The organism is Pseudomonas sp. LB-090624, from assembly GCF_003205205.1.
GTDB lineage: Bacteria > Pseudomonadota > Gammaproteobacteria > Pseudomonadales > Pseudomonadaceae > Aquipseudomonas.
Map to the genome: position 1 here is coordinate 35,992 of NZ_QJRL01000005.1, position 17,268 is coordinate 53,259.

The 17,268-nt window shown below is 59.7% G+C and carries 23 protein-coding genes and 2 tRNA genes; 11 read left to right on the forward strand and 14 right to left on the reverse strand.

Translation table 11 applies throughout. From position 1 onward, the window contains the following. Window positions 1-88: 88 nt before the first annotated feature. The 3 genes from DMX11_RS07225 to DMX11_RS07240 all read right to left on the reverse strand — a co-directional run bounded on the left by DMX11_RS07225 (window position 89) and on the right by DMX11_RS07240 (window position 1,370). Window positions 89-481: a glycine zipper domain-containing protein gene (locus DMX11_RS07225; RefSeq protein ID WP_110743873.1), complete on the reverse strand. Its 393-nt coding sequence runs from the start codon at window positions 479-481 to the stop codon at window positions 89-91. A 74-nt stretch (window positions 482-555) separates the two neighbouring features. Next, window positions 556-747, reverse strand: coding sequence for a hypothetical protein (locus DMX11_RS07230; protein ID WP_110743874.1), 192 nt, complete (start codon window positions 745-747; stop codon window positions 556-558). Between the two features lie 332 nt (window positions 748-1,079). After that, window positions 1,080-1,370, reverse strand: coding sequence for an RcnB family protein (locus DMX11_RS07240; protein ID WP_110743876.1), 291 nt, complete (start codon window positions 1,368-1,370; stop codon window positions 1,080-1,082). A gap of 114 nt (window positions 1,371-1,484) precedes the next feature. Here DMX11_RS07240 and DMX11_RS07245 point away from each other — a divergent pair, with 114 nt between their 5' ends. Both DMX11_RS07245 and DMX11_RS07250 read left to right on the forward strand, forming a co-directional pair. Further along, the gene (locus DMX11_RS07245; RefSeq protein WP_110743877.1) at window positions 1,485-1,835 is read left to right on the forward strand and encodes a hypothetical protein; all 351 of its coding nucleotides are present in this window, start codon (window positions 1,485-1,487) and stop codon (window positions 1,833-1,835) included. Between the two features lie 144 nt (window positions 1,836-1,979). Continuing rightward, complete coding sequence (locus DMX11_RS07250; protein ID WP_110743878.1) at window positions 1,980-2,801, forward strand: bifunctional 2-polyprenyl-6-hydroxyphenol methylase/3-demethylubiquinol 3-O-methyltransferase UbiG; 822 nt, start codon at window positions 1,980-1,982, stop codon at window positions 2,799-2,801. Here the strand turns inward: DMX11_RS07250 and DMX11_RS07255 are convergent, their stop codons facing one another. From DMX11_RS07255 to DMX11_RS07270, 4 genes are all read right to left on the reverse strand, one after another. Further along, entirely contained in the window at window positions 2,802-3,569 is a 768-nt protein-coding gene (locus tag DMX11_RS07255) for an SDR family oxidoreductase (protein WP_110743879.1), read from the reverse strand. Window positions 3,570-3,605: 36 nt separating this feature from the next. Further along, complete coding sequence (locus DMX11_RS07260; protein WP_110743880.1) at window positions 3,606-4,673, reverse strand: phosphotransferase family protein; 1,068 nt, start codon at window positions 4,671-4,673, stop codon at window positions 3,606-3,608. Between the two features lie 331 nt (window positions 4,674-5,004). Next, window positions 5,005-5,322: an SCP2 sterol-binding domain-containing protein gene (locus tag DMX11_RS07265; RefSeq protein WP_046614879.1), complete on the reverse strand. Its 318-nt coding sequence runs from the start codon at window positions 5,320-5,322 to the stop codon at window positions 5,005-5,007. 56 nt (window positions 5,323-5,378) lie between these two features. Further along, a complete protein-coding gene (locus DMX11_RS07270) occupies window positions 5,379-6,089 on the reverse strand; it encodes a histidine phosphatase family protein (protein WP_110743881.1) in 711 nt (236 codons plus the stop codon). Window positions 6,090-6,286: 197 nt separating this feature from the next. Between DMX11_RS07270 and sohB the strand changes: the two genes are divergently transcribed. The 4 genes from sohB (at window position 6,287) to DMX11_RS07290 (ending at window position 8,550) form a co-directional block, all read left to right on the forward strand. Next, on the forward strand, window positions 6,287-7,312 hold the full coding sequence (gene sohB, locus DMX11_RS07275) for a protease SohB (RefSeq protein WP_110743882.1): 1,026 nt from the start codon (window positions 6,287-6,289) through the stop codon (window positions 7,310-7,312). 154 nt (window positions 7,313-7,466) lie between these two features. After that, window positions 7,467-7,540: transfer RNA gene (locus tag DMX11_RS07280), tRNA-Cys, on the forward strand. A 547-nt stretch (window positions 7,541-8,087) separates the two neighbouring features. Further along, window positions 8,088-8,273, forward strand: coding sequence for a hypothetical protein (locus DMX11_RS07285; protein ID WP_110743883.1), 186 nt, complete (start codon window positions 8,088-8,090; stop codon window positions 8,271-8,273). Window positions 8,274-8,325: 52 nt separating this feature from the next. Continuing rightward, complete coding sequence (locus tag DMX11_RS07290) at window positions 8,326-8,550, forward strand: hypothetical protein (protein ID WP_110743884.1); 225 nt, start codon at window positions 8,326-8,328, stop codon at window positions 8,548-8,550. A 370-nt stretch (window positions 8,551-8,920) separates the two neighbouring features. Here the strand turns inward: DMX11_RS07290 and DMX11_RS07295 are convergent, their stop codons facing one another. Next, window positions 8,921-9,157 (reverse strand): hypothetical protein, encoded by a 237-nt coding sequence (locus tag DMX11_RS07295; RefSeq protein ID WP_110743885.1) that lies wholly within the window; start codon window positions 9,155-9,157, stop codon window positions 8,921-8,923. 368 nt (window positions 9,158-9,525) lie between these two features. On the opposite strand from DMX11_RS07295, the gene DMX11_RS26190 reads away from it, so the two are divergent. Next, the gene (locus DMX11_RS26190) at window positions 9,526-10,158 is read left to right on the forward strand and encodes a hypothetical protein (protein WP_256590520.1); all 633 of its coding nucleotides are present in this window, start codon (window positions 9,526-9,528) and stop codon (window positions 10,156-10,158) included. Window positions 10,159-10,225: 67 nt separating this feature from the next. On the opposite strand, the gene DMX11_RS07305 is transcribed toward DMX11_RS26190, so the two are convergent. The 3 genes from DMX11_RS07305 to adhP form a co-directional block, all read right to left on the reverse strand. Then, window positions 10,226-10,684 (reverse strand): lysozyme inhibitor LprI family protein, encoded by a 459-nt coding sequence (locus DMX11_RS07305; protein ID WP_158286160.1) that lies wholly within the window; start codon window positions 10,682-10,684, stop codon window positions 10,226-10,228. 325 nt (window positions 10,685-11,009) lie between these two features. After that, a complete protein-coding gene (locus DMX11_RS07310; protein WP_110743887.1) occupies window positions 11,010-11,216 on the reverse strand; it encodes a DUF6434 domain-containing protein in 207 nt (68 codons plus the stop codon). A gap of 94 nt (window positions 11,217-11,310) precedes the next feature. Further along, window positions 11,311-12,321, reverse strand: a complete 1,011-nt coding sequence (gene adhP, locus DMX11_RS07315; protein ID WP_110743888.1) for an alcohol dehydrogenase AdhP — start codon at window positions 12,319-12,321, stop codon at window positions 11,311-11,313. A 426-nt stretch (window positions 12,322-12,747) separates the two neighbouring features. Here adhP and DMX11_RS07320 point away from each other — a divergent pair, with 426 nt between their 5' ends. Continuing rightward, window positions 12,748-12,945, forward strand: a complete 198-nt coding sequence (locus DMX11_RS07320; RefSeq protein ID WP_110743889.1) for a hypothetical protein — start codon at window positions 12,748-12,750, stop codon at window positions 12,943-12,945. 1 nt (window position 12,946) lies between these two features. Here DMX11_RS07320 and DMX11_RS07325 read toward each other — a convergent pair whose 3' ends face one another. Both DMX11_RS07325 and DMX11_RS07330 read right to left on the reverse strand, forming a co-directional pair. Continuing rightward, a complete protein-coding gene (locus DMX11_RS07325) occupies window positions 12,947-13,360 on the reverse strand; it encodes a DoxX family protein (RefSeq protein WP_110743890.1) in 414 nt (137 codons plus the stop codon). A gap of 104 nt (window positions 13,361-13,464) precedes the next feature. Further along, window positions 13,465-13,549: transfer RNA gene (locus DMX11_RS07330), tRNA-Leu, on the reverse strand. A 341-nt stretch (window positions 13,550-13,890) separates the two neighbouring features. On the opposite strand from DMX11_RS07330, the gene DMX11_RS07335 reads away from it, so the two are divergent. Genes DMX11_RS07335 through DMX11_RS07345 form a run of 3 tightly spaced genes read left to right on the forward strand, consistent with a single transcriptional unit; the run spans window position 13,891 to window position 16,867 of the window. Then, window positions 13,891-15,051, forward strand: a complete 1,161-nt coding sequence (locus DMX11_RS07335) for a nitrogen regulation protein NR(II) (protein ID WP_110743891.1) — start codon at window positions 13,891-13,893, stop codon at window positions 15,049-15,051. A 5-nt stretch (window positions 15,052-15,056) separates the two neighbouring features. After that, window positions 15,057-16,502 (forward strand): ATPase domain-containing protein, encoded by a 1,446-nt coding sequence (locus DMX11_RS07340; protein WP_110743892.1) that lies wholly within the window; start codon window positions 15,057-15,059, stop codon window positions 16,500-16,502. Between the two features lie 11 nt (window positions 16,503-16,513). After that, window positions 16,514-16,867, forward strand: coding sequence for a response regulator (locus tag DMX11_RS07345; RefSeq protein ID WP_110743893.1), 354 nt, complete (start codon window positions 16,514-16,516; stop codon window positions 16,865-16,867). Window positions 16,868-16,909: 42 nt separating this feature from the next. On the opposite strand, the gene csrA is transcribed toward DMX11_RS07345, so the two are convergent. Then, entirely contained in the window at window positions 16,910-17,107 is a 198-nt protein-coding gene (gene csrA, locus DMX11_RS07350; RefSeq protein WP_012051904.1) for a carbon storage regulator CsrA, read from the reverse strand. Between the last annotated feature and the right edge of the window lie 161 nt (window positions 17,108-17,268).

Consider the following 17,268-nt stretch of genomic DNA (forward strand, 5'->3'; position numbering starts at 1 on the left):
TGAAGATTTTATTCGCCAGTGATGGCCCTTTCGCCGCGCAAGGCCGCGCCCCCGGTGGCCGAGGTTGCGGCCTTTCAGGCCAACGGTATCAGTGACGGTGACGGCGATGCTTCTTGCTACCGCGGTTGTCGTCGCCCAGGTGGTTGCCCAGTGCGCCACCGGCGGCGCCGCCCAGGCCGGCACCTACGGTAGAACCGGTTTTGCCGCCTACTGCGCCGCCCAGCAGCGAGCCGCCGGCTGAACCCAGGCCACCGCCAATGGCGGCTTCGGTGCGGTTACCCTTGCGTGCGCCCACGGCACTGCCGGCCGCGCCGCCGACCCCGGCGCCGATGGCGGCGCCAGTTCTGCCGCCGAGCTGTTGGCCAACAACGTTGCCCAGGACACCACCCAGGCCACCGCCGATGGCGGCAGTACCGTCACCGGCGAAAGCGCCCTGGCACAGCAGCAGGCCGAGGGCAAGGGAAGGCAGAGTCAGACGCATGATACGAACCTCAAAGGAATCATCAGGATGTGTTGCCGCCCGACGGGCGGCGGGTCAGGGCTGGAAAAGACGCTTCAGCGGTAGTAACGGTCACCGCGGTATTGGCGATTGTCATCCTCGTCATTGTCGCGGTCATGCCGGTGGTGGTGGCGATGGTCACGGTCGCGGTCACGCCATCCATCGTCATCGTCATGGTAGCGATGGCTATGGCAACCTGCGGTGAGCAGGACAACAGCAACCAGCGAAAGGCTTGCAAAACGCATCATCACGATATAGGTCCTTGATCCGCAAAGGTTTACCGCACACCTTCTGAGACTGGGATCGATCCATTTGGTTTCCTGAGCGAGAAAAAAAATGTGCTGCCGGCGATGAGCGGCGCGGCTTGGCGCTGGCGATGTTCAACATCGCGCGTCTCAACGCTTCAATGGTCACCGGGGCCGGTGGATGGGGTTGCGGCGCATTGGCCTAGGGGGCGGCGTGCGGGGCACGAAAGACAGCGCCGCCAGCCTGCTGGTCCAGGCCGATGCGGCGCTTTATCAGACCAAAGCCGCCGGGCCTGACACTGTGCACATGGCGGCGCTGGTGAAGGCGGGATGGATCAGGAGGCAGGCTGGATGGCCAGCACCACTCCGTTGGTAATCTGTATCAGCACATAGTGCTCGCCCATGCGCACCCAGTGGCTTTCCTTTTCCGGCGTGGGCAGGCCTTTGGCTTTCCAGTCCTTGATGGTCTGGTCGTCACGCTTGTACTGGTCCGGAGCCTTGTCGCCGACCTTGAGTTCGCGATTGTGGGTTTCCGGGGCGGTGATGCTTTCTTCGCTGGAGGGGGCTGCGGTGGCTGCCAGTGGCAAGCAGGGCAGGGCGGCGAATAACAGGTAGTGCAGTTTCATGACGGGCTCCTTGTAACGGCATGTCTTGTCTGCGACAGCGGAATGGGCGTGACAATTCACTCGGGCTGCGCGCCAGTGCTAGAGTCGCTTCTTTTCAAACCTCGAGGATGGAACATGCGTGCGATTCTGCCGATGGCCGCGGCGCTGATGCTGGTCGGTTGTGCTTCTGCGACGATGGACACTGCGCGCGGCGGCAAGCCGACTGCCCAGCTCGACTCGCACAAGGCACCAGAGCTGGTGGCGCAGTGCATCCAGTTCAGCTGGCAGGAAGAGAAGGTGTTCGGCGATGACGCCAGTGGCTACCTGGAACCGCGCAAGCAAGGGGGGTTGACCGTGTATACCCGTCAGGCCGAGTCGTTCGTGGATGTGTATCCGCAGGCGGGTGGCACGCACGTGGATTACTACGCGCAGAAGAACGACAGCGTGGCGCTGCAGCGCCGGGCGGCAGCGGCGACCTGTTTGTAACGGTATCGACTTGAGCGGGGGCACTGCCTTCTGTACGGGCCCGTCCCGGGTTGAGGCACCGGGTTTACAAATTTTAGCAAGGCAGTGCTGTCGTGTGCGCAGGGTGGAGTCTAGCATCAAGCGCTTACCCTCAAGGACGACGCCATGGACCGCTCCCTGCAACTCAATCGTGCCAGCTGGGACGAGCGCGCCCCGCTGCACGCTGCCTCGAAAGATTACGAAGTCGAACGGCTGGTCCAGCACCGCGAGCAGCTGTCAGAAACCGTGCGCTTTGACCTGCCGTTGCTGGGTGATATCGACGGCCTCAATGCGGTCCATCTGCAGTGCCATATCGGCACCGATACCCTCTCGCTGGCCCGCCTAGGCGCCAAGGTTTGCGGCCTGGACTATTCTGCGGCCTCTTTGGCCGAGGCGCGGGCGTTGGCTGCGCGCTGCACGGCGGCCATCGAATATGTGGAATCTGACGTCTACGCGGCCGACAAGGTCTTGCCGGCGGGTACGTTCGACCTGGTCTACACCGGCATTGGCGCGCTCTGCTGGCTACCTCGTATCGAACCCTGGGCACGTACCGTGGCAGCGCTGCTGAAACCGGGCGGGCGGCTGTTCCTGCGCGATGGCCATCCCATGCTGATGGCCGTCAACGAAGACCACCAGAACCGCTTGCAGCTCGAATATCCCTATTTCGAGCACCAGGAGCCAACGGTGTGGCACAACGACCAGACTTACGTCGAGACCGATCAACGGCTGGTTCACAGCGAAACTCACGAATGGAACCACGGCCTTGGCGAAGTGATTACCGCCTTGCTGGGCCACGGGCTGCAACTGACGGCACTGGTCGAGCACCAGAGCATCCCCTGGGAGGCGCTGCCTGGGCAGATGGTCAAGGGCGACGACGGTGAGTACCGCCTGTGCGAGCAGCCGGCGCGTCTGCCCCTGAGTTACACCCTGGCGGCGGTCAAAACCTGATCAGGACAGGAACCCGCCGTCTACATTGAGTGCGGTGCCGGTGGTGTAGCTGGAGGCATCGCTGGCCAGGTACAGCACCGCGCCGGCCATTTCTTTGGGATCGGCTACGCGCTTGAGCGGGATCTGCTGCAAGGCGGCGTTGAGGATGGCATCGTTCTTGACCAGTGCCGAGGCGAATTTGGTGTCGGTCAGGCCGGGCAACAAGGCATTGCAGCGGATACCAAACTGGGCGCACTCCTTGGCGAACACCTTGGTCATGTTGATGACTGCGGCCTTGGTCACCGAATAGATGCCCTGGAACAGCCCCGGTGAAACCCCGTTGATTGACGCCACATTGATGATGCTGCCGCCGCCATGGTCACGCATGAGCTTGCCGGCCTCTACCGACATGAAGAAATAACCCCGGATATTCACATCCACGGTCTTCTGGAAGGCGCCTGGGTCGGTGTCCAGCACGTTGCAGAACTGCGGGTTGGTGGCGGCGTTGTTGACCAGCACGTCCAGGCGCCCGAACTGTTCACGGATGCCGGCGAACACGTGCTGAATCTGCTCCAGTTCACCAATGTGGCACGCCACCGCCGTGGCTTTGCCCCCTGCGGCGATGATGGCGTCGGCCACTTGCTGGCAACCTTCGAGCTTGCGGCTGGAAACGATCACATGGGCCCCTTGCTGCGCCAGCAAGTGGGCGATGGCCTCGCCAATGCCACGGCTGGCGCCGGAAACGAAGGCAATCTTGCCGTCGAGGTCGAACAGGTGAGTCTTGGACATGCTGTTTTCCTTGTTAACCGTCGTCGTGGGCAATGCTCAGAGGCTGGACGTGTCGATGACCTGCAAGGTCATGTGCTCCAGCAAGCGGTTCATGTGGATGAACTGTGCGAAACGCTTGTCCTGGGTCTGGCCGTGATAAAAGCGGTAGTAAATTTGCTGGACGATGCCGGCCAGGCGGAACAGGCCGTAGCAATAGTAATAATCGAAGTTGTCCAGGCGGATGCCGGCGCGCTCGGCGTAGTAGTCGACGAACTGGCGGCGGCTCAGCATGCCGGGCGCATTGCTCGGCTGGCGGCGCATCAGTTGTACCGGCGGCGGGTCGCCGGCTTCGATCCAGTAGGCAAGGCTATTGCCCAGATCCATCAGCGGGTCACCCAAGGTGGCCATCTCCCAGTCCAGTACGCCGATGATGCGCATGGGGTTGTCAGCGTCGAGGATCACGTTGTCGAAGCGGTAGTCGTTGTGCACGATGCCTGGTTGCGGGTGGTCGGCGGGCATTTTAGCGTGCAGCCAGGCAGTTACCTGTTCCCAGCGCGGCGCGTCCGGGGTCAGGGCCTTCTCGTAGCGGCTGGTCCAGCCTTCGATTTGGCGCTGTACATAGCCTTCCGGTTTGCCCAGATCGGTCAGGCCGCAAGCGTTGTAGTCCACCTGGTGCAGTTCCACCAAGCGGTCGATGAAGCTCTTGCACAGGGCTTCGGTACGGCTGGCGTCGAGGTTCAGTTCGGCCGGAATGTCCGAGCGCAGGATGATGCCCTTGACCCGCTCCATCACATAGAACTCGCCACCGATCAGGCTGGTGTCGGTGCAGTGTGCATAGGCCTTGGGGCAATAGGGGAAGCCGCTGTTCAGCTGGTTGAGGATGCGGAACTCGCGGCCCATGTCGTGGGCCGACTTGGCCTTCTGGCCGAACGGTGGACGACGCAGCACAAAGTCGCGATTCGGGTAGCTGACCAGGTAGGTGAGATTGGAGGCGCCACCCGGAAACTGGCTGATGCTCGGCAGGCCGGTCAGGCCGGGGATGTGGGCTTTGAGGTAAGGGTCGATGACGGCCGCGTCGAGCTCTTCGCCGGGGCGTACCTGGGTGGACTGGTCGGTGAGCGTCATGCGTTTTCCTTATTCTCGATCGCAAGGACTATTGGCTAATCTAATGGCCTGGCGAGGTTGGAACAAGCGTGCCAGGCGCCATATAGGTGAGGGTGTTGCAGCAAGATCAACTGCCTTGATGAGACCTGCCCGCTCGGCGAGTGCTCATCGTGTGAGCAGTCTCTTTGCTCCGCTGCAGGGCGCCACCTATTCCTGCAGATCACTTGCACGGTTTGCGACCGAGGCCGCTTTCCCAGAGGGCCGCGCTAGTCGGTTGAGCCTGCGCAAGCGGGCAAAAAAAAACCGAAGCCGGTCAGGCTTCGGTTTTCCGATCATGCGGTATCCCCGGCACTCAGGACGGGAACAGCTCGCTGAGTTTCATCGACAGCATCATGTCGCCTTCAACGCGCAGCTTGCCGCCCATGAAGGCCTGCATGCCGTCGGTTTCGCCGCTGACGATGCCCTTCAGGGTTTCGCTGTCCATCACCAGGGTGCAGTTGGCATCCGGGTTCTCGCCTTCCTGCAGGTCGCAGGTGCCGTCCTTGACGATCAGGGCGTAGTGCTTGCCTTCGTCGGTGATGTTGAAGCCGAACACCAGGTCCAGGCCGGCGGCAGCGGATGGGTTGAACTTCTCTTGCATCTTTTTCACGGCATCAGCTACGGAGGTCATGGCGCATTCCTTATAGAGTGATTTACACGTCCCCGCAGGGACACAACTAGCCGGGCTTATCGGTAAGTGACGAGCTCCGGCGCCCTCAACAACTGCACATGGGCCTGGCTGTTGAAGGAAGCCAGTGCCACGTCGCGGCCGCGGAACTTCAGCTGGCTGAGCGACGTGTTGATGATCTGCCAGTTCAGCGCGAACGCCTGGCTTGGGGTGATGCGGGTAACCAGGTGGAGCAGGGCGGCAATGGTGCCGCCGGAGGTGAAAATGGCGACATTGTCGCCGCTGCCGGCAGCATCCAGCACGCGTTGCAGAGCACCTTGGACCCGGGCAGTGAACGCCTGCCAGGTCTCCAGGCCATCGTCGGCATGCTCGCCATCGTGCCAGCGCTGAACCATCAGCGCGAACAGCCGCTGGAACTCACTGCGGTGCTGGGCGGGATTGCGCAGCACTTGCAGAGCATCGGGTTCTTCTGGCAACAGGCCGGGCAACAGTGCACGGATCACGCCGTCGGCATCGAACTCATTGAACGCTGCGTCGGTCTCAACAGCCGGCACCGGGCAGCCACTGACATGCAGTGCTTGTAGGGCAATGCGCGCGGTATCCTGCTGGCGCCGCAGGTCGCCGGCCACGCAGCGGTCCAGCCGTACACCAAGCTGGGCCAGGTGTTGACCCAGGGCCTGGCTCTGGCGCACACCCACGGGCGAGAGGACGTCGTAGTCATCGGCACCGAAGGAGGCTTGGCCATGTCGGATCAGGTAGAGGTTGCCCACGGAAGGTTCCGGCCTGTTGGAGTTTGCTGCGAGGTTAGGATGCGGCACACGGGCTGTCAACGAAAAAACATACAAGCGTTTGAAAAGGTCGTTTGAAAGATGTTGCCAGCGTTTGCATCGGCTGGCAGCACTCCAGGCGCAACGGTATGCTTGCAACAAATACGCGCCGCAGTGGCGCAGGCATTTAAGGAGTCAACGTGGAGTTTCTTGCCGAATACGCAAGCTTTCTCGCCAAAACCGCCACCCTGGTCATCGCTATCCTGGTGGTGCTCTCTGCCATCGCTGGGTTGCGGGGCAAAGGGCGGCGCAAACCGGGTGGGCAATTGCAGGTCACCCGCCTGAACGAATTCTACAAGGACTTGCGCGAGCGCCTGGAGTCCGGCCTGCTCGACAAGGCCCAGCTCAAAGTCCTGCGCAAGCAACAGGCCAAAGCGGAAAAACAGGATAAGAAAGGCAAGGGCAAGGCCGATGAAAAGGGCCGGGTGTTCGTGCTGGATTTCGACGGTGATATCAAGGCTTCGGCCACCGAAAGCCTGCGCAACGAAATCACCGCGTTGCTGACCCTCGCCACCCCGCGTGACGAAGTGGTGCTGCGCCTGGAGAGCGGCGGTGGCCTGGTGCACAGTTACGGCCTGGCCGCCTCGCAGCTGGCGCGCATTCGCCAGGCAGGCATCCCGCTGACCGTGTGCATCGACAAGGTGGCGGCCAGTGGCGGTTACATGATGGCCTGCATCGGCGAGAAAATCGTCAGTGCCCCGTTTGCCGTGCTCGGTTCGATCGGCGTGGTGGCGCAGTTGCCCAACGTCAACCGCTTGCTGAAGAAGCACGACATCGACTTCGAAGTGCTGACCGCCGGCGAATACAAGCGCACCTTGACTGTATTTGGCGAAAACACCGAAAAGGGCCGGGAGAAGTTCCAGGAAGACCTGGACATCACCCACCAGCTGTTCAAGGACTTCGTCGCCCGCTACCGCCCGCAGCTGCATATCGACGAAGTGGCCACCGGTGAAGTATGGCTGGGCGTGGCGGCACTCAACCGCAAACTGGTGGACGCGCTGCAGACCAGCGACGAGTACCTGAGCGAGCGGGCGCGCAACGCCAACCTGTTCCACCTGCACTATGCCGAGCGCAAGAGCCTGCAGGAGCGTATCGGCGTGGCCGCCAGCGGCGCGGTGGAGAACACCGTGGTGGGTTTGTGGAGTAAACTCGGCCGCCTGCGCTAACACCTTGAACCCGTTGAAATTTTTTTTCGTTCAGGGGGTTGCAAGGTTAAAAGAATGAAGACATAATGGCGCCCATCGAAACGCAGCAAACTTTGAAAAAGGTTCAGCGTTTCAAGGAGATAGCAAGGCGAAAGCCGCTAGATCCGACCTTTGAGGCCGAGTAGCAAAGTGGTTATGCTCCGGATTGCAAATCCGTCTACGCCGGTTCGATTCCGACCTCGGCCTCCACCATTCGAAAGCCCCGCAGATTAACGTCTGCGGGGTTTTTATTTGCGCGTCAAAAAGCCAAGAGTTCCGAAACTAAATGCATGGAGTTCCGAAACTTCATCTGCCAGCACCAGATGATCGCGACTGCTCCCTGCCTGGCAGCGCGTGGTGTCAGGTTTTGCGATGAGGTTCGATGTTTCGTATAACGCCCGGCCATTTCAAAGGAAGGAACCTCATGAAACGCACACCGGAGGTTCAGGCCGTAACTCGTCAATGACCTTGGTGCTGAATGTGACCTCGTAGTTGAGGGTCAAATGGGCCAGTGCACACTTCCCGGCTCATCTTTTGGCGTCGTAGTCCTCGGGTCCGATGGCTTGCAGGTGACCCCATCTCCTGATGATCTGGCGGCAAATGCCGCGCCTCTCGGATTTCTATGCAAAAGTTGCTGAATTTTGTATTTATTTTGCTGCCAAATTTCAGTATCTCGTCAGAATTGACACGGCTTCTGCCAGTTCCCTGTATAGTGATCGAGTAGCCGCTTTCTGCGGTTCTTCACTAGGTAGCTGTCATGCACCAGGCCATATCCCCCGAGACGCAGCGTGCCCATGAGCGCTTGAATGAACAGACCGAACTGTTCATCAACCAGGGAGGCCTGATTGAAAGCGTTCCTTCCGGCGTCAGCGGAGTGCTCGCGAGTAAGCCGAAGGTCGTTTGGACGAGCCCGCACACCGCCAAGCCGATCCACAAACGATAGCGCGCCCAAATGCACTGCTTTGTCGCTCCATAGCGTACGCGAGGGCACAAGTATGTTTCATGCGCCAAGTGATTTGGATATTGCCGCGCGGATTGGCGTCAGCGTGACGGATGTGGCTCTTTACCGGGGTGATACATTTCGATTGAAAGATGGTTCGTGGCTCATCCATTTTTCCTTCGCGATGCCCCGCGAGCTACGCCAGAGCCTTACGGGCAGTTTCACCTTCCTCATGAAAGCTGAAAAGCCAGGCGACCGGCGCTTGAGTGAGTTGGATTGAGCATTTGATGCTGGCGACGCACCCTCATCATGAGTTGTGTCCCGGTGGTCCGTTTTAAATTTTCTGGATGAGGTTGAAGCGCATACTCAAAGCGCTCAGGACTTCTGAGCATTGAGAGGTGTGTATGTCCAGAGACAGGTATGGCGTAGATAGTGACAGACAGGTCAGTCAGCCAGCCGGTAACGAGGGACCGCCAGAGCGATCCGTCGATCACGACAAGCGTGGTTGCCACGAGGGCCGTGAAGACAATTTCGACAGCCCTCCCTTTCGAAGGGAGCAGAAGCAGGGCCCGCCGGACCCATCGCGGGTATCCCACGCAGAGCGTTACAGTTACCACAAGCGCCCATTGGAATAACATTCAGCCAGCGCGCTAACCCTCGGGCAGGCTTACCCCGCAGATGAACTCATCCGAGCCAAGCCGGTGTGATCCGTACTCGACCACATAGCCCGCACCGAGGCGCTCGGCTTCCACCTTGGCGGTCTGCTGATCGGCGTATACATCGACAAAATGCCATGGATACCGGTCTCGTAGCACGCCCCAGCCAAGTACCCAACCCTGGTTGTCGGGGTCGGCTGGGAGGTTTCTGGCCAAGCTGCGAATCGTCATGGGCTTCCCCTGGCTAGCGGCGGTTATTCCTTATTGAACCCCCGCAGATGAAAATCTGCGAGGTTTTATTGATCACCGCACAGAGAGCCCGTGTTTACTATTCTTCAATGCTTGTAAACGCCTGAACCTAATGCTCAAGGCCACTTGTCCAGCGTAGTCAGGTGCTCAACCGCCGAGTGAGGGCAAGCAGATTAGACGGTACCTCGACGGGGGCCACCTACGCTCTCTTCGTATGCCCGCCGCATTCGGTTTCGGCGTATCGTGCCTACTAGTTGGGATCATGACTCAAGCGGCTTCGTGCTAGGTCAAGGGGGCTGCTACAGCGTGATACCATCGTCAGGAATGTAATCGGCGAACGAGGCAAAGGAATGCTGGACGAGTTTCTGGAGAGCTCAGACGAGCTGCATGGACTGATGATGACACTGCTTGAGAACGTTCAGCTAGCGCCTGGCATGCGCATAGAGATGGGTATGGTGGCCTGCAGTTTGGCTCTCGAGCACGCGCTTAGCCTTCGGTTGCTGGTCAGAACGAGCTGCTACACATCAGCTGTCTCAATGCTGCGGTTGCAGTACGAGGCGCTGGCAAGGGGTATCTGGCTTTTGTACGCCGCCACAGATCGTCAAGTTGAGACTTTGGCGTCCCCTCTTAGTGTGATCTCCGAGCAGGCAGCAAAGAAAATGCCAATGTTCTCTGAAATGTTGAAAGAGATTCACCGTACGGCACCTGCGATCCCATCTAAGATGTTACAGAGTTTCAAGGATGTTAATTATCAGGCTATGAACTCCTATGTTCATAGCGGTATCCATCCTCTCCGCCGTCATTCCGAAGGCTATCCTGAAGGGTTGGTCCGGGGTGTTGTCACGAGTAGCAACGGCCTGAGCGTGATGGCTCTACAGCTGGGCTTGATCCTGACGGGCGACTCGCGTCTCGGTGGGTTGGTGCAAGAAATTCAAATGGATTATAGCGATTTGTTGCCTGAGATTATTTCACCGCTCCATTGATGGGGCGTCAAGATCAGTGTCATGAGGCCCGGAGCACTCAAACAAGCGGGCCTTCATAGCACTGTCCCTACCATTGCTGTAGCACGGCCAGCCGTTGCACAGCCAGCCGGTACTGGCAGTCGATCGATATGCCTGTTCTGATGGTGCCACTGATGTATTGTTCGAACAGGCCTTGGCATTCAGCATCCGTATACTGCTTCCATAGCGCTTGCGATTGCTGAAGCATCTCCGGGACCTTGTCCGACTCAGCCGGACGCTTGTATTTGAGGTCTATTTGCGCTTGGGCCAGCTTGACCTGATACATCCATTCCACGGCGTCATTAACACTGTCGCGTTTGAGCGCCAAGCAGTGATCGGAATCCCAGGTCGTCTTGGCGGCTTTCATACAATGCTGATAACGGTTTTCCAGCGTTGCCTGAAAATGGTGAAGTGCCATTTGCTGCGCTTCTTCTCGCCCCCGGTCGGCATGGGCAATGTTCCCCGTCAGAGCAAGGGCCGTGATACCGACCGCGATTGAGCCTTTCATGGGTTTCATCCTTGATTAACGCCTATCGGCTTCCGTGGTGATCACTCACCGGCCTGGCCAGGATTCTGCCATCTTCGCTTGAACCTGGCGACCAGCTTGCTGGTCATCAGCATGGAGGGGCACGTGCCTGCTTGGGCTTGCCACTTCCAATTCTGCAATGTTCAAACGCTATGATTGTGGCGTCGAGCAGAAACCACCAGCGAGGGAGTCGGAAAATGGATTATTTCAGCATGGTTGAATCGTTGGACAGGATGCTGAAAGCAGCGCCCGCACCGCAAGACTCAAGAGCAGAACAGCCCTGCGCGCGGCCGTTGGTTGCTGACGGTCATCGGTGTATTCGCAGCCACTCATCCGCCACCTCGCCCATGTTGGACGGTGTGCCGCTCTTGATCCAGGCGATGAAGGCCCGGTCAAACGCGAATGCGGCCCCGCACTCACTGAGCAGAAATTGACGGACCTTCTGCGTGTTGCGGTAGTGCTTGTCCAGCGGGGTTGAACGGGTAATCGGCCCGGCATGCCAGTCGAAGCTCATGGTCTGTTCCTTGACGTGTAAAAGGCAAAACGCCCGCAGAAGATCATCTGTGGGCGTTGTTGTAGTCTTGCGCAATGGCCTGTGTCCAGCCTAATCAACCTTCGAACTGAATTACCATGCGGCCTTTGATCTTGCCCTCCAGCATCTCATCGAAGATCTGGTTGATATCTTCGATCGGCCGCAGCGTCACCTTGGGCACCACCTTGCCTTCGGCGGCAAACTGGAAAGCTTCCTGCAGGTCTTGGCGAGTGCCGACCAGCGAGCCGATCACCTCTATGCCGTCCAGCACCAGGCGGGGGATGTTAAGATTCATGGCTTCCGATGGCAGGCCGACTGCGACGAGGCGGCCGCCAGCGCGCAGGGCATCCACGGCAGAGTCGAACGCTGCTTTGGCGACCGCCGTCACTACGGCAGCGTGCGCCCCGCCGGTTTTTTCCTGAATGACCTTGGCTGCATCCTCGGTGCGCGGATTGATCACCAGGTCGGCGCCCATCTCGCTGGCGAAGCGCAGTTGCTCTTCGTTGACATCGATGGCGATCACTTTGGCATTGAAGACGTTCCTGGCATATTGCAGGGCCAGGTTGCCCAAGCCGCCGAGGCCGTAGATGGCGATCCATTGGCCGGGGCGAACATTGGAGGTTTTCACCGCCTTGTAGGTGGTGACACCGGCGCAGGTCACGCTGCTGGCGGCAGCGGAGTCGAGGCCATCGGGTACCTTGACCGAGTAGTCGGCCTTGACGATGCAGGCTTCGGCCATGCCGCCGTCGACGGTGTAGCCGGAGTTCTTCACTTCGCGGCACAGGGTTTCGTTGCCACTGGTGCAATATTCACAATGCCCGCAACCCTGGTAGAACCAGGCAACGCTGGCGCGGTCGCCCGGCTTGAGCGAAGTGACACCGGGGCCAACTTCCTGCACCACGCCAATGCCTTCATGGCCCAGCACTACACCGGTCTTGTCACCGAAGTCGCCATTTTTCACGTGCAGGTCGGTGTGGCACACCCCGCAGCATTGCATCTTCAGCAGCGCTTCGCCGTGCTCGAGAGGGCGCAAGGTTTTCTCTACCACGTCCACCCGACGGCCTGGTGCAACAACAGCAGCTTTCATAAGAGCCTCCGTATCTATCCGATGTGGGCTTGGTTTATTGCTGGGACAGCATAGCCCTTGCCTGGCCAGGCAAAACTGCTTCAGGTCATGGTGGACGCTCTCACAAAATACCAGGGGAGGCCGGGTTGGCATTTGCGGAACAAAGAAAAGCCCGCGGCAAAGATGCGGCGGGCTGCAAAAACGTACGGAGCAGGGTCAGTGTGCCCAGGTGCATGTCGGTATTTCGTGAAGGGCAGGTCATGAGGTTGTCATCGCGCCGGGCGGAAGTGGCCGATAAAAAAGCCCGCCATGAAGGCGGGCAAACAACGTTTGAAGGGAGAGCCTGCAGACTGGGCCCGCCCCGTTAATCCAGGATTAAGCGATAGCGCATTGACCCGGCATGCTCAAGCGCCTATACAGGCCTGCCATCACCCCAGGAGAGCCAGCATGAACGACGAAGACGACCTGCATGAACCCGAGCACGATCACTTGCTTGATCATGAGTTTCTGTACGATGGCATGGATGCCGAGGCCGATGCACAGGGTGCCGAGGATGAAATAGAGGAAGACGAGGAGACGCTGGATGACCTCGACGAAGAGGAGCGCGATCATCCAGCCTGGTACGACGACTGTGAAGACGATTGACTCAGCGCCCGTCCACCGAGAAACGCCCCGGACCACTCACGGCCAGTAGCAGCAAGCCGCCCATGATGGCCATGTTCTTCATGAATTGGGTCATGTTGGCGCTGCGTTCGGGGTCGATCATGTTCCAGAACGGGTGGCCAAGCAGCGCCGTGCCCAGCACGAACAGTGCGAACAGGAATGCCAGTGGGCGTGTGTAGAAGCCGAGGATCAGCAGGATGCCGACGATGAACTCCATCAGCACGGCAACCGCTGCGGCCAGCATCGGCGCAGGGGCACCCAGTGAGGTCATGTAGCCGACCGTACCTTCAAAACCGGTGAGCTTGGCCCAGCCAGACAAGACGAACAGGATCATCAGCAGTACGCGAGCAAGCAGGATAATGATGTCGCGTTGACCATCGAACAGGGAGTAGCGCATGGTGGCATTCCAGTGGACGAGTTCAAGCTCCACTCTAGCAGCTGCGCAAGACATTGCCGGCAGGCAGCAAAAAGGCGCCGCAAGGGCGCCTTTTCAAGGAAGTTTGGTGCGAGTGGCGGGACTCGAACCCGCAAGGCTCACGCCGACAGATTTTAAGTCTGCTGTGTATACCAATTCCACCACACTCGCACGCTTGAAGGGGTCGCAACGACCAGCTCGCTTCTAAGTAGAAGGGCTTCGCAATCAAGCGGGCTTTATAACCCATTGTTATAGTTGAGTCAACCGCAGCGCCTATGATCAACACAGTGAAGGGCCGATCGTAGGGGCAATTGACACCTTGCTGTCATTACGCCACTGTGACCCTTTTCTTGGATCCAACAGCGGTTGGCGATGACACAGGGAGAGGCGCGCAGCTCAGTCCGGTGCTGATGGAACTGCACCCCTGAAAGCCTGTTGTCGCAAGCGTGGTCGTTGCCGGGTATGCTGCGCTACGTTCATTTTGTCCCTCCTGCTGTGCCAGTGGAGTCTTCATGGTTTCAGCTGATTGCCTCAACCACCCCATCATGCCTGCCCACCGCTATGAACAGTTGGTTCAGTCGGTGGTGGATTACGCCATCTATATGCTTGACCCAACCGGCCATGTGGTGTCGTGGAACGCGGGCGCGCAACGGATCAAGGGTTACCGCGCCGATGAGGTGATCGGGCAACATTTTTCGTTGTTCTTCACCCCGCAGGATTGTGCCGACGGCCGCCCCGACCACCTGCTGCGCCAGGCCTTGGACCAGGGCGTGGCACAGGACGAAGGCTGGCGGGTACGCAAAGATGGCACGCAGTTCTGGGCCTTGGCCGCGCTGGATGTGATCCGTGATGACAATGGCCAGATCATCGGCCTGGCCAAGGTAACCCGCGACATCACTGACCGCCGTGAGTCAGCGTTGCAACTGGACGCCGTGCGCGCCCAGCTGTTTCAGGCGCAGAAGCTTGAAGCCCTGGGCCAGTTGACCGGTGGCCTGGCACATGACTTCAACAACATGCTGACCATCATCATGAGTTCAGCGCGCCTGGCGCTGGCCACTCAGGATCCGGCGCGCACCCAGCGCATGCTGCAACACATCCTCGAAGCCGGGCAGCGTGGTATCGAACTGACCCAGCAACTGCTCAGCTTTGCCCGCCACCGCAAACTCGATGTCGCCAGCGTTGCCCCGGCAGACCTGGTTGCCGCGACCCGGGGCCTGCTGGAGCATGCGTTGCCAGGTTCGATCAAGCTCAAGGTGCTGCTGCAACCGGACCTGCCACTGATCGAGGTGGATGCCGGGCAGTTGCAGATGGTCTTGCTCAACCTGTTGTTCAATGCCCGTGACGCAATCACAGGGCAAGGCGTGATTGCCTTGACGGTCGATGGGGTTGAGTTGACTGGGGAGGTCGATGGGCTGCTGGGCAGTTTTGTGCGTTTCCAGGTTCAGGACAGCGGCGAGGGTATACCCGCCGATGTAATACCGCGTATCTTCGAGCCATTCTTCACCACAAAGCCCTTCGGTAAAGGCACTGGTCTTGGCCTTAGCCAGGTGTATGGCTTCGCCAGGCAGAGTGGTGGCGCGATTTGTGTCGACAGCGAACCCGGCCGCGGAACTTGCATGCAGCTTTACTTGCCAATGTATCAGGATCAGACAGACAGCCAACCCAACAGGTAGACACCATGGCACAAGTACTCAGGCGGCTGGGGACGGGGATCGACGGGCTCGACGCGTTGCTCAGGGGTGGCCTGGTGGCCGGTGCCTCTTACATCATTCAGGGCCCCCCGGGAGCCGGCAAGACCATCCTCGCCAACCAACTGGCCTGTGGGCATGTGCGTGGCGGTGGCCGGGTGCTGGTGGCCACCTTGCTGAGTGAATCGCACGAGCGCCTGTTCCAGTACCTGGCCACCCTGGATTTCTTCGACCCGGCGTTGGTCGGTGACCAGATCCAGTTCGTCAGCGCTTTCGACACACTGGAGCAGGATGGGCTGGACGCCGTGGTCCGGTTGCTGCGCCAGGAAATCGCCCGGCAGCAGGCCAGCCTGCTGATTGTCGATGGTGTGCTCAATGCCCGAGTGCGCGCGGAAACCGCCCTGGACACCAAGAAATTCGTCTCCGAACTGCAGGGGCATGCGGCTTTCGCAGGCTGCACCGTACTCTTGCTGACCAGCGCCCGGCTTGACGAGGGTAGCCCAGAACATACCATGGTCGACGGGGTGATCGAGCTGGGTGAGCAATTGCTCGGCAGCCGCGCGGTGCGTCATATCCAGCTACGCAAGACCCGTGGTAGTGCCGCCTTGTCGGGTCGCCACGAATGCCTCATCGATGAGGCTGGCATGCATGTCTACCCGCGCCTGGAAGCGCTGTTCAGCCACCCCAGCCAGCTGGGCAGCGCCGGCCTCGGACGCATCAGCAGCGGCGTCCCCACCCTTGACGAAATGCTTGACGGTGGCCTGGCCGCGGGGTCGGTAAGCCTGTTGATCGGGCCTTCGGGAATTGGCAAGACCTCACTGGGTTTGGCCTTTCTCGGCGCCAGCACCCAACAGGCACCTGGGCTGCATTTCGGTTTTTACGAAACGCCTGAACGCTTGCGCAGCAAGGCCGCGTCGCTAGGTTACGATTTTGCCGCGATGGAACAGGCCGGCAGCCTGCAGCTGTGCTGGCAGCCCACCACCGAGGGCCTGCTCGACCAGGTCGGTGCGCGGCTGCTCGAACGGGTCGCGGCGCAGGGCACCAAGCGCGTGCTGATCGACAGCCTCGGTGCATTCAGCCGTCTGGCCATTGACCCGGCGCGGCTGAACGCGTTTTTCCGCGTACTGACCGGGGAGTTGCGCGCGCGTGATGTGAGCGTGATGCTGACCTGGGAAATGCGCGATATCTTCGGCTCGGAAATCAGCGCCCCGGCCCCGGACCTGTCGAGCATCGTCGACAACCTGATGCTGATGCGCTTTGTCGAGCTGGATTCGCAACTGCGGCGCATGCTGTCGATCCTCAAGGTGCGCGACAGCCACCATGACCCGGCTTTGCATGAGCTGCTGATCCAGCCGCAGGGCATCGCCCTGCGCAAAGCGTTCGAAGGCGCCTGTGGGGTGCTTTCGGGTACGCCGACGCCGCCAGGGAGCGGGTGACAGGCAGGCCGATGAATACCATCCTGATCGTCGATGACGAGTACCTGATTGCCGACATCCTTGGTTTTGCCCTGGAGGATGAAGGCTATTTGGTGGAAAAGGCCAGCAACGGCAGCAAGGCACTGGAGGTGCTGAAGGAAAAGCGTGTGCAGTTGGTGATTACCGATTACATGATGCCGCTGCTCAATGGTGAAGAGCTGGCACGGGCCATGCGCGAAGATCCGGCGTTGTGCGAACTGCCGATCATTCTCATGAGCGGCGCCCAGGCCAGCCAAGGATGCCCGGCCCTGTTTGCCGCAATCTTCGACAAGCCGTTCGACATGGACGAGATGATCGCCAAGGTGGGCCAGTTACTGAGCACCTGAGGCTGGCGGTCGAGCGCATCCATGCACTTTGTAGAGGGTGACTCAGTGCGAGTCTTCGTGCTTCTCCGGGGCTGGGCTGCCGGCCTGGATGCGCTTGAAGATTTCTTCGCGATGTACCTGCACATCCTTGGGTGCGTCGATACCAATCCTCACCTGCATCCCTTTGACGCCCAGAATGGTGACTTTGATGTCATCGTTGATGACGATGCTTTCGCCAACCTTACGGGTGAGTATCAGCATGTAGTTCTCCTTGGTGATATAAAAGACCGCTGGGCTAGTTGCCACGGCGGCGGGAGCTGGTCCCTCTTCCTTCTCATTAAAGACGCTTTCGGCGGATAGTAATTCCCCGACAGAAAAATTCTGTTGCGTACTTTCACTTGCAGGTGCCGAAGCAAACCGTC